Genomic DNA, 16,805 nt, shown 5'->3' on the forward strand with positions numbered 1-16,805 from the left:
AAAGGGGGGGACTAGAATCAAAGTCCCCCTTTATAAGGGGGATTTAGGGGGATCAAGATATGTGCAACTTCACATTAAATTGGTATAAAAGGTTTTCTAGATACCGTGAAAAGTCAGCTGCGCCCCTCTGCGTTTAAAATTAAACCCTCAATTGCCACAATTTTACGCAAAGCTGTACTAAGGATTGTTAAAAAAGGTTAAGTTGTTCTAGAGATAGTCACGCTGCTGACTGAGAATTAAATTTAGAATTAATAAAAATTAATGAAAGTTGGACACATTGATACAGAAGTAGCGAGACTAGAAGCTCTCCGTCAGTATCAAATTCTTGACACCGAACCCGAAGAAGCTTACGACAATCTTGCTCAGTTAGCGGCATTTATTTGCGGTACTCCCATCTCCTTAGTAAATTTCATTGATGAAAATCGTCAATGGTTCAAAGCAAAAGTAGGATTAGATGTATCAGAAATGCCCCGCAGTATTGGGTTATCTTACCTTTGCCAAGAGCGGCGTAATGTTGTAGTGATTCCTGATACCCTAGCTGATGAAAAGTTGGCAAATAATCCGGTAGTAACTGGCTATCCATTCGTGCGGTTTTATGCAGGTGTACCCCTAATTACCCCCAAGGGAGATATGCTAGGAACTCTGTGTGTAATTGATCGAGTTCCCAAAGAATTGAGCCAAAAACAAGTTGAGGCACTTGTGGCTTTGAGTCGCTTGGTAATCGACCAACTAGAACTGAGGCGGCATATAACTGAGGTATCTCAAGTTACCGAGCAACTTGTTACCCACGAGCAAGCAACCCGCGCCCAGTCTGAAGCTGCGAGAATCCGCATCACTAATCTTCTTGAAAGCATCACTGATGGGTTTTTTGCCTTAGATAAAAAGTGGCGATTCACCTATATTAATGGTCAAGCAGAACGGCTGTTACAAAAAAAACAGAATGAATTGTTGGATAAAAATATCTGGGAAGCGTTTCCAGAAATCATCAGCACAACATTTTACCGTGAGTTTCACAGGGCAATTTTAGAACAGGTGAGTGTGGAATTTGAGGAGTTTTATCCGTCACTAAACTGCTGGCTTCAAGTCCACACTTATCCGGCAAAAGATGGTTTGTCTATTAATTTCCAAGACATTACTGAACGGCGGCGAACAGCAGAAGCACTACGGGAAAGTGAAGAACGCTGGCAATTAGCATTACATGGTAATAATGATGGTATTTGGGATTGGAACCTCAAGACTAATGAAGTGTTCTTCTCAACTCGTTGGCAAGAAATGCTCGGCTATAAAGACCACGAAGTTTCCAGCGATTGGGATGAATGGACAAAACGAATCCACCCCGATGAGCGAGATTTGGTACTTCAAGCTTTCCAAGACCACTTTGCCAAGAAAACACTGTTTTACGTCTGTGAATATCGAGTTCAATGCCAAGACGGTAGCTATAAATGGATTCTAGATCGAGGACAGGCACTTTGGGACGCATTGGGTGATATAGTTCGCATGGTGGGTTCTTATACAGATATCACAGATCGCAAGCGGGCAGATGAAGAATTAAAACGGCAGAATTTGCGATCGCAATTATTCGCCGAAATCACTCTGAAAATTCGAGAATCTTTACAAATAGATGAGATTCTTCAAACCACAGTTACAGAAGTACAAAAGTTACTCCAAGCCGACCGAGTTTTAATTTTTCGACTAGAAGCTGATGGTTCGGGAACAGTAATCCAAGAGGCTGTATTACCTGGTTGTCCAGTAATTTTGGGAGAAAATCTGCTCGATGGTTGCTTTAAAGAAAAATATATAGAAAGATATCGCCAGGGTAGAGTGAGTACTATTGAAGATGTTCAAGCTGCTCATATTCAACCATGCCATCGAGAATTTCTTCAGCAGTTTGCAGTCAGAGCTAACCTTGTAGTACCGATTCTTCTCAGGGATAACATTTGGGGCTTGTTGCTGGCTCATCAGTGCGACGCACCTCGACAATGGAATCAGTTTGAGACGGAATTGTTACAGCAACTAGCTAACCAAATTGGCATTGCTTTATCTCAAGCGCAACTATTAGAAAAAGAAACCCAGCAAAGTCAAGAACTTGTCCGTTCTAATGCGGAATTGGAACAGTTTGCTTATGTGGCTTCCCATGACTTGCAAGAACCGTTGCGGATGGTAACGAGTTATTTACAGCTATTAGAACGAAGATACAAAAATCAACTCGATGCTAATGCCGATCAGTTTATCAACTATGCAGTAGATGGGGCCCGGCGGATGCAAACCCTAATCAACGATTTGTTGAATTATTCCCGCGTTAGCACCCGGGGACAGCCTTTTAAGTTAGTGGATTGTAATGTGATAATACAGCAAGCGATCGCTAATCTCCAAATTGCGATCGCAGATAGTAGAGCAATTGTCACTCACGATCCTTTACCGGAAGTGGTGGCTGATAGCACCCAACTCACACAAGTATTTCAAAACCTGATTGGCAACGCGATCAAATTTTGCCAGAATCAGCAGCCAAAAATTCACATTGGGGTGGGGAGTAGGGAATGGGGAGTAGGGGGAGTAGGGGGAGCAGGGGAAGCAGGGGAAGCAGGGGAAGCAGGGGAAGCAGGGGGAGCAGGGGAAGAAAATACTACCTCATCTCCCCCACTCCCCACTCAAAACGAATATTTGTTCTGGGTGTGCGATAATGGAATCGGTTTAGAATCCCAGTATGCTGAACGGATTTTTATCATTTTTCAGCGCTTGCACGGTAGAGACAAGTATCCCGGTACTGGAATTGGTCTGGCAATTTGTAAAAAAATTATAGAACGCCACGGTGGCCGGATTTGGGTTGAGTCGAAACCGGGTCAAGGCTCGACTTTCTACTTCACAATTCCAGATAGAGCAGGTAAACAATCGTGAGTAACATAACAGCGATTATGCCTATTGAGGTTTTGTTAGTAGAGGATAATCCCGGTGATGCCCAACTTACCCGCATCGCCCTAGAAGATAGCAAAATCTCGATTCACTTGAATGTGGTCGAAGATGGTGTGGAAGCAATGGCATTCTTGCGAAAAGAAGGAATATATGTTAATGTAGCTCATCCCGATATTGTGCTGCTCGATTTTAACCTGCCCAGAAAAGATGGGCGAGAGGTACTGGCAGAAATAAAAGCAGACGAAAAACTCAAACGGATTCCGGTAGTAGTTCTAACTACTTCTCAAGCTGAAGAAGACATCCTCAAAGCCTATAATTTATCTGCAAACTGTTACATAACTAAGCCAGTAGATTTCGATCAATTCGTTAAAATTGTAAAATCAATCGAAAATTTTTGGTTTGCGATCGTAAAACTGCCACCGGAGTAGTCGAAATGGCAGGTAAAATTCTTAAAGTCTTATTAGTAGAAGATAACCCTGGAGATGTTGTTTTATTACAGGAGTTTTTAAAGGAAGTTACCACAGTTGTTGTTGATTTGATGCCCGTTGAGCGGCTTTCGGAAGCAATCAACTACCTAGCAAAGGAAATTTTTGATGTGATTTTGCTAGACCTTTCCTTGCCAGATAGCCAGGGACTAGAAACTTTTGTGATTGCTCACCATCAAGCAAAAGCCACTCCGATAATAGTGTTGACAGGTATAAATGATGAAACCCTGGCAATTAGCGCCATGCAAGAAGGAGCGCAAGATTATTTAGTCAAAGGGCAAGTAACTGGTGATTTGCTGGTGCGCTCCATGCGTTATGCTATCGAACGTCAACGGGCAGATAATGCACTGCGACAGAGTGAAGAGCGATTTCGGGTTGCCCTGAAAAACTCTCCCATCTTTGTATATAACCAAGATAGAGATTTACGCTACACCTGGGTTTACAATCCCCCATCTGGATTGACAGTTGAGGAAATATTGGGGAAACAAGACTTAGATATTATCCCAGTTGAAGATGCTCAACGTCTCACCACAATTAAACGTAGGGTACTAACTACTTGCATCGGAACACGAGAGGAAGTATCAATTACAATCCAAGATACAACTCGATATTACGATTTGACAGTTGAGCCATTGCGGAACGAGTCGCAAGAAATTGTGGGCGTGACCTGTGCCAGTATTGATATTAGCGAAAAACAAGCTGCGCGACGCGAACGCAAATCGGCAGAAGAAAAAATCCGCGAACAAGCCGCATTACTTGATGTCACCACAGATGCCATTTGCGTGCGAGATTTAAACAATCAAATTATTTTCTGGAATAAAGGCGCAGAAACACTTTTCGGTTGGCAAGCGACAGAAGTTTGGGGTAAAAACGCTAGTGAGCTTTTGTATGATGAACCTTCACCAGAAATCGAAGCGGCTCTTTTACAAGTTATTAGTAAAGGCAAGTGGCAGGGCGAATTAACTAAACTTACCAAAACAGACAAAGAAATCCTAGTTGCCAGTCGCTGGAGTATAGTATGTGACGAACAGGGTAAACCTAAATCAATTCTCACCGTTGACACAGATATTACCGAGAAAAAACACTTAGAAGCCCAATTATTTCGCGCCCAACGCCTCGAAAGCATTGGCACTCTAGCTAGCGGTATTGCTCACGACCTCAACAATATTCTGACACCGATTTTGGCAGGAGCGCAACTTTTACCCCTCAAATTTCCCGATGCAGATGAGCGCACCCACCATTTACTGGAGATTTTGGAAACCAACGCTAGACGTGGAGCTGATTTAGTCAAACAGGTGCTATCCTTTGCACGGGGGGTAGAAGGGAAGCGCATCACTTTGCAACTCAGACATCTGATTGTGGAAGTTGCCAAGATTCTGAAAGAGACATTTCCCAAATCCATAGAAGTCAGCACTGATATACTCCAAGATTTGTGGATGGTTTCTGGAGATAGCACCCAACTGCATCAAGTATTGATGAACCTCTGCGTTAATGCCCGCGATGCCATGCCCAATGGCGGTAGTTTGAGTATCTCTGCTGAAAATCTGTTGATTGACGAAAATTATGCCCGCATGAACCTGGAAGCCAAAGAGGGGCCTTACATATTGATTACTGTCTCCGATGATGGAGTTGGGATTCCTAAAGAAATTTTAGATAGAATTTTTGAGCCATTCTTTACCACAAAAGATGTAGGACAAGGCACTGGTTTAGGACTTTCCACCGTTCTGGGGATTATTAAAAGCCACGGAGGTTTTGTGAACGTGTATAGCGAACCGGAAGGTGGCACTAGCTTTCAGGTTTACTTACCAGCAGTGGAAGGAATGGAAACAATTACTCCAGAGGAATTGCCACCACAGACAGGACATGGAGAATTGATTTTGCTTGTGGATGATGAAGTTGCAATTCAAGAGATTACAAAAACATCCTTAGAAACTCACAACTACAAAACCCTAATTGCTAGTGATGGCATTGAAGCGATCGCATTATACGCTCAAAATCAGGACAAAATTAGTGCCGTACTCATGGATATTATGCTGCCTTCGCTGGATGGTTTAACTGCCATCCGTACCCTGCAAAAAATCAACCCTCAAGTCAGAATTATTGCCAGCAGTGGACTCATGTCTGACAATAAGCTCAGTGCCGTAGCTGCCATTGGTGTGAATACGTTTTTGGTAAAGCCCTATACAGTCAACGAATTATTGCTTTCTTTACAAAAAGTACTATCCTGAAAAATTGAATTAAGTGCAGCAAAAAGCTACTTATTATAGCCATAGGCATGAAGGGTTGCTATGATGGAGCATCGGTTCAGGCAACAGTTGACTCAATTACAGCTATTTTCATATAAATAGACTCACCCTAGTAGGAGTACAGTCAATACTGTCCGGTTAAGGCAAGAGACGCAATAAATCGCCGTCTTTACAATAATCAGTCCTTTTAAAGGTGGGTAACTGTAATTACGAATTACGAATTACAAATTACGAATTACTATGCCTCGGTTTCTCAGATTAATTATCAATATAGTAGTCTTGAGTGCATTGTTACTCATATCTGTGCAAGTTTGGGCGCAAGATTGGCGACCAGTTCGCGGCGGTATCCCTTTCGGTATCAGTGGTATGGCTTTGATAGAGCAGCAAAGCAATACCCTAGATTTTCTGATTGTTCATGACAACAAAAAACCCAATCAAACCCGTTTAGCAATTATTAGTATTGAAGGGAAAAAGCAACCTGAATATTTCCCTTTAAACTGGCCAAGTAACATAGAATTGCCCATCGATTTAGAAGCTTTAACATCGGTTCCAGAGAAAACAAAATTCTCTTTTATCGCTTTAAGCAGTTCTGGTAAAGCTTATTATATCAGGTTAAACCCTACCAACAAAACCATCTTAGTTCTCAAAGAATTCAATTTACCAGGAATTATTCAAGGAAATAATTTTGAAGGGTTTGGATTACAAAATATAGACGGTAAATTAGTTGCGATTTGGGGACATCGAGGTGAAGGAGAACAACCGGCAACTATATTTTGGGGAATGTTTGACTTGGCTAAATATCAAATTACTCTCGCCGGTTCTGCCAATCTGAAAGTACCGTTTCCATCTGGTAATGTGCGTCATATCTCAGACATGAAGGTAGACCCCGTAGGAATTGTCTACATCACCTCAGCAAGTGATGCCGGAGATGATGGCCCATTCCAATCAGCCGTGTATGTTGCCGGTTATCTGGGATTGCGTGATAACAAAATTGCATGGCGGCAAAATTCTCAACTTATTCCCATTTACCGCTCTGATTACCACAAAATTGAAGGTATAGAACTTGTTCCTGGGGCAGAAGGTGGTGTGATTGTTGGTACAGATGATGAAAATTTAGGTTCTTATGTATACATTGTGGGGGGAAGTAGCTGAAGTAAGTCTTAATGCAAAATTTCCCAATCTTGGAGCATCAAAATAGCATCTCTATATAAAGCCAAATCCACTTGGTGGACTTCCATTCCTCTACCGATTCTTTCTAGAAGAGTGATTGTCAAATTTCCTCCCAAGTGTTCGCGGAACTCGGTAAGCCCCTTAAATAGACAATGGGGATGGTCTAGTTGGTCTAATTGCTCTGTCAGTGCCGATACGTACAATATGAACCCTAATTTACTGAGTGTACTCATAACACTTTGCCACTCAGATTTCAAGAGTTGACCTGTTAAATATGAATAAGTTGTATCCAAAGCAATGCCGATCGCTACAGCTTCACCATGACGTAAACTGTAATTAGTTAAATGTTCCAGTTTATGAGCAGCCCAGTGTCCAAAATCCAAAGGACGCGATGAACCCATTTCAAATGGGTCGCCTCCACCAGCAATATGCTCTAAATGCAACTGCGAACAGCGATAGATTAGTCTTTCCATTATGTCCATATCTCGATTAGCCAACTTATCGGCATTAGTCATAATGAAATCGAAGAAATCTGCATCTTTAATCAGCGCTACTTTCACCGCTTCAGCAATACCCGATCGCCAATCGCGATCGTCAAGGCTAGCAAGAAAATCAAAGTCATTCAAGACAGCATAAGGTGGCATGAATGTACCTAAAAAGTTTTTCTTGCCAAAAGCATTGATTCCGTTCTTTACTCCTACACCCGAATCATTTTGCCCTAACACTGTTGTCGGTACTCGTAGCAACCGAATTCCTCGGTGAGCCGTTGTTGCTGCATATCCTGCCATATCTAGCACGGCTCCACCTCCAATTGCTAAGACGTAGGAGTGACGGCACAATCCTGATGCATTGATTCGTTGATGAATTTGCTCTATAAATCTAGAATCGTTCTTGACTGCTTCTCCACCTGGAACTACTATCGGCTCACCACTCAGTGTTAATACATCTTCATAATACTGGGCGTAAACTAATAATTTTTTTAGCAAACCATCCTGGGAATGTAAAAATCCTCTATCTATAACTACTAGAACTTGCTTTGGGGTTGTCTCTCCACCTGCGGCAATCACTTGTGCAAGTAAAGGATTATCTAACTGAAACAAACCTCTAGTGAAGTGAACATCATAGTTGAAGCTCACGTGGACACATTGGTTAATTGGTTGCAGATTAAGAGCAGTTTTTTGTTGAATAATCATTTCAATATTAGTACTTTTTAAGTAACTCTAAATAGATAGAATACTACAATCAGAATTGGTAGTAAAGCAACCCAAACTAATCTATTAATACTTCACATAAGAATGATTTAATAGACAATTTCAATTACTCAATTACTCATACTTTGAAGGTGCGATTATCTTAGTAAATAAAGCTAGAAATAACCTTGACTTATAATTCTATTCATGCCTAGACTTTAATATAGTAATCCGGTTTCATGTCTGAAAAGATTAGTAGGGTGTGTTAGCACGGAGAGTACGGCATCAAACCCTTAATAATGGTGCGTTACGAACTTCGTTCTAACACAACGCCAGTTGCTACAACGGAGGGAACCTCCCTTCGGGTTCACCAGTCGCCTAGGTTGGGAAACCCGCCTACAGCGCTGGATTCACCGCAACACACTGGCTCCCCTACAATACCTAATTTTGTTCAAAAATCAAATATGATTCCTATATCATAGGTTGCAATAGATATTATTACTACATAAAACTCTAAAGCTTTTCCGTAAATTACTTTTAGTATTTATCTAATCAAAATCACATCTTTACAGTATCTTATTTAAAGTTGGGAGATTTTTATAGATTCAGTAAAGTTATGATTGCAGTAGTATATTATCTAGCTACTTCTATCACTAAATATCAAATTTAGTGGTAAATTTTATACTTAGTTGTCACAAAAAAGTTGGGCGACTTCTCCTGAAATTCATCATGAGTAAAGTAAACAAGTTACTGCATCACTGGCTGTTAAAGTCTGTTTCAGAGAAAGCGTTTGCTTGGCTGGAACAGAAACAGGCACAAATAGCTAGCGGCGCTGCCGAAAGAGTGTTTTTTACGGCATTTAGTGCTGTGCCGCGTTATCTAGGTAAAGAGGATTTGCAGCTAATATTCCAGGACTTGGAAGCAGCACAGGATCTGATTCCCGGTTGGTATCCTGTTAATTGGAGTGTAGATCAAGCAGGTCGCACACTGTTACTTCTAACTTTGCCCCACGATGATGCCCAGGGGTATGTGGGATTACTCGATCGCGTCTTCTCTACTGCCGATATGGGGGAGTTGGTTGCTCTGTATCAAAGTTTACCCTTACTCCCACATCCAGAGTTACATCACCACCGTGCTGCTGAGGGAATTCGCAGCAATATGAGTAATGTATTCCAAGCCATAGCACTACGTAACCCTTATCCAGCAAATTATTTAGATAACGCTGCTTGGAATCAGATGGTGCTGAAGGTCGTTTTCGTTGGCAGTCCATTGCATTTAATTTGGGGACTCGATCGGCGTGCTAACCCAGAATTAGCGAGGATGTTGGTAGACTATGCCCATGAACGTTGGGCAGCTAAACGCTCAGTTACGCCAGAACTTTGGCGATCTGTAGGACGGTTTGCGGATAGCGCAATCATCACAGATTTAGAAAAAGTACTAGTTAATGGGGATATACACGAGCAAGAAGCAGCAGCATTAGCTTGTGCTGATTCTCCTTTGCCTCAAGCGCAAGCATTACTTTCTCATTACCCCGATTTACAGTCATCCATTCAACAAGGTAATCTGACTTGGAGTAGTTTTAGCCACAAATTAGTGGGTAGTAGGGAGTGGGGAGTGGGAAGGATGAGGGAGCAGGGGGAGCAGGGGAAGCAGGGGAAGAATTAATAACCAATGCCCCATTCCCAATGCCCAATGCCCAATGCCCCATTCTTAATTCTTAATTCTTAATTCCCAATCATTAAAACCATGATGTTTATCGATCCTCACATTCACATGTGTTCCCGTACTACTTACGATTACTTAGTAATGCGGGAATATGGCATTGTCGCCGTTATTGAACCAGCCTTTTGGTTAGGACAACCCCGAACCAACGCTGGCACATTTAAAGACTACTTCAGTAGTCTTGTGGGCTGGGAAAGGTTTCGTGCTAGTCAATTTGGCATTCAACATTACTGTACAATCGGTCTAAATCCGAAAGAAGCTAATAATGAGGCACTAGCAGCAGAAGTTATAGAACTACTGCCACTTTATGCCTGTAAAGAAGGAGTTGTTGCTATTGGGGAAATTGGCTACGACGATATGACAGAGGCAGAAGATAAATACTTTTGTCAACAGTTAGAATTAGCCAAAGAACTCGATATGTTAGTACTAATTCATACTCCCCATCGCAATAAGAAGGCGGGTGCTATTCGGAGCATGGAACGCTGTATTGAATATGGCTTAGATCCCTCACAAGTAATTATCGATCACAACAACGAAGAAACTGTCGAGGAAGTATTAGGACGGGGTTTTTGGGCAGCTTTCACAATTTACCCACAAACGAAGATGGGTAACGCCAGAATGGTAGAAGTTGTCCGTAAATATGGGTGCGATCGCATCATTGTAGATAGTAGTGCTGATTGGGGTATTAGCGATCCTTTGGCTGTCCCAAAAACGGCTCAGTTGATGTTAGATAGGGGCATTCCTGAAGAACACGTGCGAGCAGTTTGTTATGAAAATGCCCTAGCTGCTTACAGTCAAACTGGGCAGATGAAAGCGTCAGATTGGCTCAATCCCCAATCTGTCGATCAGCGTCAGTTGTTTAGTGGTAATTCTGTGTTGCGGGGACAAGAACCAGGAATCAAATCAGCTTCAGATTATGTGTTGATTGAGTAGAAAATTGGGAATTGGGCATTGTAAGAGAAATTTATATCTTTGCAATGTCATTTTCAGAATCCAAAATCTAAAATCTAAAATAGTATTAAGGAGACAGATAAGTGAATGTTGCAAGCTTAAATTTTCAGGGCTGGCGGGGTTATTTGGAATTGATGCGTCCGGCTAATATTGTTACAGCTTGGGCGGATATTCTTGTTGGCTTTGCTGCTTCCGGCTCTGGGATTATTTTTGTTAAATTAATCAATGGAGAAGCAAGTTTTGCCATCCTAAGTCCATTAGCTTGGTTGTTATTAGCTACAACTGGTTTGTACGGCGGCGGTATAGTTTTTAATGATGTTTTTGATGCGGAATTAGATGCAAAAGAGCGACCAAATAGAGCAATTCCCAGTGGTCGCGTATCTCGTCAAAATGCTACCGTATTGGGAAGTATACTGTTTTTAATTGGCATTATAGCCGCTTTTCAAGTATCTTGGTTTAGTGGTGCGATCGCTATATTTATCACTTTTGCATCCCTCCTCTATGACTCACTCGCCAAACATCATCCCTTTTTTGGCCCTTTAAATATGGGTTTGTGCCGTGGGAGTAACTTATTATTAGGCGTAAGTGCTGTACCCGCAATCGTGGGAGAACGTTGGTATTTAATACTAATCCCTATTCTTTATATTGCTGCTATTACCGCAATTAGTCAGGGTGAAGTTCACGGAGGTAAGAAAATTACGGGAGTAGTTGCACTATCTCTAATTGCAATAGTTTTGACAGCAGTTTTAGCTTTAGGACTATTAGGAGAGTATACAGCGATCGCAGCACTACCATTCGCGGCTTTATTAGCTATCAGAGTCTTGCCTAATTTTATCAAAGCAGCGCGTGAACCAGTAGCCGAAAATATCAGAAATGCTGTGAAAATAGGCGTTTTATCTCTAATAGTCTTAGATGCAACCATTGCATCTGGTTTTTCTGGTTTGTATTACGGTTTATTAGTTCTATTATTGCTACCAATTTCGATGAAATTAGCACAACTATTTGCAGTTACTTAAATTTTAATTTCCACATTTAGTAATAGCATATTCAACAATCTTTGCGACAAATGAATTAGTTAGAGTGTTCCAAAAAATAAATGATCCAAAACCCGTCATTGCGAGCGAAGCGAAGCAATCCCAAGAGCTGTGATTGCCTCGCTTCTCTCACCATGACAATTGGGCATTTTTTTCCTTGGAGTACTCTTATATGGGCGCACATCTATACTATGCGCCTATATTCATGATATATGTTATAGGTATTTTGTGAAATATTATAAGCCAAAGAAAATAGATATTAGCATATATAGGGCAAAGCTAGAAAATGAAAATTACAAAAGACAGCAAGTTTCATTTAACTTATTGCAGCAATATTCATCCTGGTGAAAGTTGGCTAGAGGTTTTCGCTAATTTAGAAAAGTATATTCCCGAACTCAAGTCACGTTTATCACCTAACGAACCTTTTGGTATTGGCTTAAGATTAGCAGATATTGCTGCAAAACAACTTTTAGAAAGTAATAATTTACCTCAATTTAAAACTTGGCTAACTCAACAAGATTTATATGTTTTCACCTTAAACGGATTCCCCTATGGTGGCTTCCATCGACAGGTGGTAAAAGACCAAGTTTATGCACCAGATTGGTCTACACAAGAACGGGTAAACTATACATTAAACTTGGCACATATTTTAGCTGTTCTTTTACCAAAAGAATTAGATGGCGGAATTTCTACACTGCCATTATCTTATAAACCTTGGTGGAAAAAAGACCAAGAGACTTTCGAGATAGTTCTAAAAAATAGTTGTTTGAACATAGCATCAGTTGTTGTAGAAATGATTCGCATCCGCGAGAAAACTGGAAAAATACTTCATATTGATTTAGAACCTGAGCCAGATGGATTAATTGAAAATACCTCAGAAGTAATTGATTTTTATCAAAATTGGTTATTGCCAATTGGCGGTAATGAGTTGTCAAAACAACTCAATATTGAACAGAATTTAGCAGAAACTAAATTACTAGAACACGTTCGAGTTTGCTATGATACTTGTCATTTTTCAGTTGAATATGAGGAGCCGCAATCTGTGTTTGCGCGTTTACAATCAGCAGGAATTAAGATTGGTAAAGTTCAAATCAGCGCTGCTATTAAAGTAAAAATACCTGCTGAGGCTGAAAAGCGTAATTTGATAGTTGAACGCTTAAGTCCTTTTGCAGAATCTACTTATCTCCATCAGGTAATAGAACGTCGCAGTGATGGTACACTGCATCACTATCCTGATTTAATAACTGCATTACCACATTTAGAGCAATCTATAGCTGAAGAATGGCGGACTCATTTTCACGTCCCAATTTTTATTCATGATTATCAAATTTTGCAATCTACTCAAGATGATATTGTGACTGTTTTACATCTACTTCAGAAAAACAATGCTTGCTCGCATTTAGAAATTGAGACTTACACTTGGGACGTATTGCCATCAGAAATGAAGATAGATTTGCTGAATTCTATTCAGCGCGAATATGAGTGGACATTAAAAGAATTTATCGTAAACTAAGAGGAAATTAATTTTATGCAAAAAACAGTTGTTATAGATGTCGTAGGATTAACGCCTAGTTTATTAGGAGAAAACACACCGTTTTTATCTTCTTGGGCTGCGAAAGGGCAGATAGCTTCTATTGGAACAGTTTTACCTGCTGTAACTTGTTCAGTTCAGGCTACTTATTTAACAGGAAAATTGCCTGATGAACATGGAATTGTTGCTAATGGTTGGTACTTTCGCGATGAATGTGAAGTGAAGTTTTGGCGACAATCTAATAAGCTAGTACAAGCTCCCAAAATTTGGGAAATTGCCAAATCAATTGATCCAACTTTTACTTGTGCCAACCTTTTTTGGTGGTACAATATGTATTCTTCAGTAGATTATGCGATTACGCCGCGCCCGATGTATCCGGCAGATGGGAGAAAATTACCTGATATTTATACCCATCCTAGTGATGTGCGATCGCAAATTCAATCTGATTTAGGAAATTTCCCTCTGTTCGATTTTTGGGGGCCAAAAACTTCCATTAGTTCTAGCCAATGGATTGCCAATTCAGCAAAATGGATTGAGGAACGCTACAGCCCTACACTCTCATTAGTTTATTTACCACATTTAGATTACTGTCTGCAAAAATTTGGTAACAATCAAACACAAATTCAAGCTGATTTGCAAGAAATTGATGCTGTTTGTGCTGATTTAATTAAATATTATGAAGCACGTAATACTCAGGTAATTATTCTTTCGGAGTATGGGATTACTCCAGTTTCCAAAGCTGTGGATTTAAACCGCGTACTACGAGAAAATGGTTTAATTGCCGTGCGAGAAGAATTAGGGCGAGAACTGCTCGATTTTGGTGCTAGCATTGCCTTTGCTGTTGCCGATCATCAAATTGCTCATGTATATGTGAACGATCCGGCGTATATCCCGAAAGTGCGATCGCTTTTAGAAGCGACTGAAGGCGTAGCGCAGGTACTGGATGAACAGGGTAAGCAAGCCTACCATCTAGATCATTCTAGATCGGGAGAGTTGGTAGCGATCGCACAACCTGACGCTTGGTTTACCTATTATTATTGGCTCGATGATACCAAAGCTCCTGATTTTGCTAGAACTGTAGATATTCACCGCAAACCTGGTTACGATCCTGTAGAACTTTTCCTCGATCCACAGATTAAATTTCCTCAAGGAAAAATTGCTCTCAAGTTACTTAAGAAACAACTGGGTTTTCGCTACTTAATGGACGTAATTCCTCTAGATGCTTCCCTGATACGTGGTTCTCACGGTCATATTACTACTTCTCCATCTGAAGCGCCTCTATTTATTACCCAGCAAACTCAACTAATTGATGACAATCGAATTGAGGCGACAGATATTTGTGCGTTGATTCTCAAACATTTGAATTAAGTAGGCGAGAATGAAGAGAGCAGGGGAAGCAGGGGAAGCAGGGGAAGCAGGGGGAGCAGGGGGATTAAACTAAGCCAGACACTTGGGGTGGGGTTTCTACTTACCTTAAGATACAAGGATTTATTCGCCCACAAGGGGCGAGGTTTTGAACCTTTACTTTCTTTATAAATCAAACTCGATTAAGTAATGTAAAAATTTTTGAGATTAGTTTGTAGTAAGGGCTTCAGAGGATGTTTTAAAAGTCATGATTGATGTATCAAATATTTATTTACCCCACCCTAACCCTGCCCTTATAAAGGCTACGGTGTACACACAAGTCCTTTTAACCCCCTCTAACTCCCCCTAGGCAAGGGGGAGAACCGGATATTTCCCCCCTTTACAAGGGGGGATTAAGGGGGGTAAATCCAGGATTTGGGCTTCATTACCAAGATGTGTGTACACCGTAGCTTATAAAGGGGAGGGAACCGGATTTTCTTGTTTCCCACCTTTATAAGGGGGGATTAAGGGGGGTAATAATTCGATTAAAGTCACAGCTAACTACTTTTAAAACATCCTCTCAGCCCTCTCAAAGAGCGATCGGTAAAAACCTACTCAAAGAAAGATTGAACAGTCAAATCCTTCTGAGTGATGCTAAAGTTACGCTGTTCTGCTGTCGCAATGAATGAAACGATCGCTTCACACGTCACCGCAACGGTTAATATCACCAGATTTCGCGCCAACGGATAATCACAAACATCATCATTCACCTCGGAAGGAACGCGATAAACGTCATTCCAAATCACTTCTGCATAATCAGCCGATAGTCCAGCGTGAAGACAAGGTATGCTTAACTGGTTAGCATAATCTTTCACTGCTTGACGCGCCACACTATTATCAAAGACATCGACAATTAGCTGACTGTCTTTGAGTAGTTGAGTTGTATTTGCTGGTGTCAATTCTTTTGTTTTAGCATCAACTTTAGTACCAATTGCTCGGTATAAATTGTTTGCCAAAATCTTCGCCTTGAACGCTCCCACATCAGAACGGTAGTAAGGCTGAGTCGATAAGTTACGTTCCTCAATGCGATCGCAATCAATCACTGTAAGTTTATCAAAACCAGATCGAGCTAAGTTTTCTGCAATGTTAGCTCCTAATGCCCCAGCGCCACAAATGGTTACAGGATAGTTTTTCAACTTTGTCATCACAGCATTGGTGCGGTAAAGCTGTTCGTGAAAAAAGACACTCATAATAATTCGTAATTAATTAGTCTGAATTAGGACTTACGCAAAATATCTCTCAAACTCTCATTTCTCTGTGTCCTCTGCGCCTCTGTGGTTCGTTATTCTTGTTGTTCCATAACAGCCACTAAGGATTGCAAGTCAAAATCGCGATCGCGTCCACTTAGGCAAATACCAGAACTAACAACAGTCAAATCAGTTTTAGCGATCGCACTACTATGGCGAACACCATCAGCAGTTGTCCAATCGACTGTCCAGTAGTCGCTGCGATCGTGGAATTGGTTTAATTCACCCCCGCCCATTTGCAAAGCCTTTCTCAGTCGCTTTTCATCCTGTTGGGGTTGAGTAAATCCCTCAATGCGCCGAGTTGCTAATTCATACACTGTACGGATTTCTGGAGTAATGCCTTTCAACTGTAATTCTTCAGCAGGAATGAGTTGTTTGACGGCAGATTGCAGAGTTTCAACAATTACCGGATCGGTACGGCGATCTACTTCCTCGAACCAGCAAGACTGTCCATTCCATCGAGCAATGATTTGCTCAAAGGCGATACCCTCGGTAACTAAGTGGACTGCGATCGGCTTAACTACCTTCAACCGTTGACGCACATCTGCTTCATTCACAGGGTATGCTAACCAAGTTTGTTTCCGCAGTTGGTGTGCTAACCGCAGTCGTATTTGGGGAAAGTGTTGCAGGTATTCGGTAATTTGGGGTAAGTCTGCTTCTTCTACAACCGTTGCTGTTTTCTCATCCACAGGCTGAAAGATGCCCCAACCTTCAAATTTACTAGGCTTTGGCGTGAAGGTGTAAACCATCCCAGCTACTCGTGTGCGAACTCGTCCACCTTTAACACAAGGTGCAAGGAATTGGGTGGTATGTAATTGCGCTTCTGCGATCGCAATTTGGTTGATTAGCTTAAATATGTTAGTCATAACCAATACCAATTTTCAAAAATAAGGCTACCAATACAACCCTATAAAA

General features: G+C 41.2%; 12 protein-coding genes. 9 read left to right on the plus strand and 3 right to left on the minus strand.

Annotated elements, in window-relative coordinates; all coding sequences use genetic code 11:
* Nucleotides 1–261: 261 nt before the first annotated feature.
* The 4 genes from GTQ43_RS20270 to GTQ43_RS20285 all read left to right on the plus strand — a co-directional run bounded on the left by GTQ43_RS20270 (nucleotide 262) and on the right by GTQ43_RS20285 (nucleotide 6,793).
* Nucleotides 262–2,895, plus strand: coding sequence for a GAF domain-containing protein (locus tag GTQ43_RS20270; RefSeq protein ID WP_265274555.1), 2,634 nt, complete (start codon nucleotides 262–264; stop codon nucleotides 2,893–2,895).
* A 17-nt stretch (nucleotides 2,896–2,912) separates the two neighbouring features.
* Nucleotides 2,913–3,338: a response regulator gene (locus GTQ43_RS20275; RefSeq protein ID WP_414859153.1), complete on the plus strand. Its 426-nt coding sequence runs from the start codon at nucleotides 2,913–2,915 to the stop codon at nucleotides 3,336–3,338.
* A 5-nt stretch (nucleotides 3,339–3,343) separates the two neighbouring features.
* Nucleotides 3,344–5,623, plus strand: coding sequence for a response regulator (locus GTQ43_RS20280; protein WP_265274558.1), 2,280 nt, complete (start codon nucleotides 3,344–3,346; stop codon nucleotides 5,621–5,623).
* Nucleotides 5,624–5,881: 258 nt separating this feature from the next.
* Complete coding sequence (locus tag GTQ43_RS20285) at nucleotides 5,882–6,793, plus strand: hypothetical protein (RefSeq protein ID WP_265274559.1); 912 nt, start codon at nucleotides 5,882–5,884, stop codon at nucleotides 6,791–6,793.
* Between the two features lie 8 nt (nucleotides 6,794–6,801).
* Here GTQ43_RS20285 and GTQ43_RS20290 read toward each other — a convergent pair whose 3' ends face one another.
* Nucleotides 6,802–8,004: a 3-dehydroquinate synthase gene (locus GTQ43_RS20290; protein WP_265274560.1), complete on the minus strand. Its 1,203-nt coding sequence runs from the start codon at nucleotides 8,002–8,004 to the stop codon at nucleotides 6,802–6,804.
* A gap of 726 nt (nucleotides 8,005–8,730) precedes the next feature.
* Here GTQ43_RS20290 and GTQ43_RS20295 point away from each other — a divergent pair.
* From GTQ43_RS20295 to GTQ43_RS20315, 5 genes are all read left to right on the plus strand, one after another.
* Nucleotides 8,731–9,666, plus strand: a complete 936-nt coding sequence (locus tag GTQ43_RS20295) for an EboA family metabolite traffic protein (protein ID WP_265274561.1) — start codon at nucleotides 8,731–8,733, stop codon at nucleotides 9,664–9,666.
* A gap of 81 nt (nucleotides 9,667–9,747) precedes the next feature.
* Complete coding sequence (locus GTQ43_RS20300) at nucleotides 9,748–10,656, plus strand: TatD family hydrolase (RefSeq protein ID WP_265274562.1); 909 nt, start codon at nucleotides 9,748–9,750, stop codon at nucleotides 10,654–10,656.
* A gap of 101 nt (nucleotides 10,657–10,757) precedes the next feature.
* Nucleotides 10,758–11,690, plus strand: coding sequence for a UbiA-like protein EboC (eboC, locus tag GTQ43_RS20305; RefSeq protein WP_321162498.1), 933 nt, complete (start codon nucleotides 10,758–10,760; stop codon nucleotides 11,688–11,690).
* Between the two features lie 304 nt (nucleotides 11,691–11,994).
* Nucleotides 11,995–13,221: a metabolite traffic protein EboE gene (eboE, locus tag GTQ43_RS20310; protein ID WP_265274563.1), complete on the plus strand. Its 1,227-nt coding sequence runs from the start codon at nucleotides 11,995–11,997 to the stop codon at nucleotides 13,219–13,221.
* Between the two features lie 15 nt (nucleotides 13,222–13,236).
* Complete coding sequence (locus tag GTQ43_RS20315; protein WP_265274564.1) at nucleotides 13,237–14,607, plus strand: alkaline phosphatase family protein; 1,371 nt, start codon at nucleotides 13,237–13,239, stop codon at nucleotides 14,605–14,607.
* Between the two features lie 587 nt (nucleotides 14,608–15,194).
* Here GTQ43_RS20315 and GTQ43_RS20320 read toward each other — a convergent pair.
* The gene (locus GTQ43_RS20320; RefSeq protein ID WP_265274565.1) at nucleotides 15,195–15,833 is read right to left on the minus strand and encodes a HesA/MoeB/ThiF family protein; all 639 of its coding nucleotides are present in this window, start codon (nucleotides 15,831–15,833) and stop codon (nucleotides 15,195–15,197) included.
* 92 nt (nucleotides 15,834–15,925) lie between these two features.
* On the minus strand, nucleotides 15,926–16,756 hold the full coding sequence (locus GTQ43_RS20325; protein ID WP_265274566.1) for a hypothetical protein: 831 nt from the start codon (nucleotides 16,754–16,756) through the stop codon (nucleotides 15,926–15,928).
* Between the last annotated feature and the right edge of the window lie 49 nt (nucleotides 16,757–16,805).

It is taken from the genome of Nostoc sp. KVJ3, assembly GCF_026127265.1.
Lineage (GTDB): Bacteria > Cyanobacteriota > Cyanobacteriia > Cyanobacteriales > Nostocaceae > Nostoc.

Bases quoted from the DNA above. Each gene is read 5' to 3' on its own strand.
- GTQ43_RS20300 (WP_265274562.1), top strand. From the start codon at position 9,748: ATGATGTTTATCGATCCTCACATTCACATGTGTTCCCGTACTACTTAC.
- GTQ43_RS20285 (WP_265274559.1), top strand. From the start codon at position 5,882: ATGCCTCGGTTTCTCAGATTAATTATCAATATAGTAGTCTTGAGTGCA.
- GTQ43_RS20280 (WP_265274558.1), top strand. From the start codon at position 3,344: ATGGCAGGTAAAATTCTTAAAGTCTTATTAGTAGAAGATAACCCTGGA.
- GTQ43_RS20295 (WP_265274561.1), top strand. From the start codon at position 8,731: ATGAGTAAAGTAAACAAGTTACTGCATCACTGGCTGTTAAAGTCTGTT.
- GTQ43_RS20315 (WP_265274564.1), top strand. From the start codon at position 13,237: ATGCAAAAAACAGTTGTTATAGATGTCGTAGGATTAACGCCTAGTTTA.
- GTQ43_RS20325 (WP_265274566.1), bottom strand. From the start codon at position 16,756: ATGACTAACATATTTAAGCTAATCAACCAAATTGCGATCGCAGAAGCG.
- GTQ43_RS20270 (WP_265274555.1), top strand. From the start codon at position 262: ATGAAAGTTGGACACATTGATACAGAAGTAGCGAGACTAGAAGCTCTC.
- GTQ43_RS20290 (WP_265274560.1), bottom strand. From the start codon at position 8,004: ATGATTATTCAACAAAAAACTGCTCTTAATCTGCAACCAATTAACCAA.
- GTQ43_RS20320 (WP_265274565.1), bottom strand. From the start codon at position 15,833: ATGAGTGTCTTTTTTCACGAACAGCTTTACCGCACCAATGCTGTGATG.
- eboE (WP_265274563.1), top strand. From the start codon at position 11,995: ATGAAAATTACAAAAGACAGCAAGTTTCATTTAACTTATTGCAGCAAT.
- GTQ43_RS20275 (WP_414859153.1), top strand. From the start codon at position 2,913: ATGCCTATTGAGGTTTTGTTAGTAGAGGATAATCCCGGTGATGCCCAA.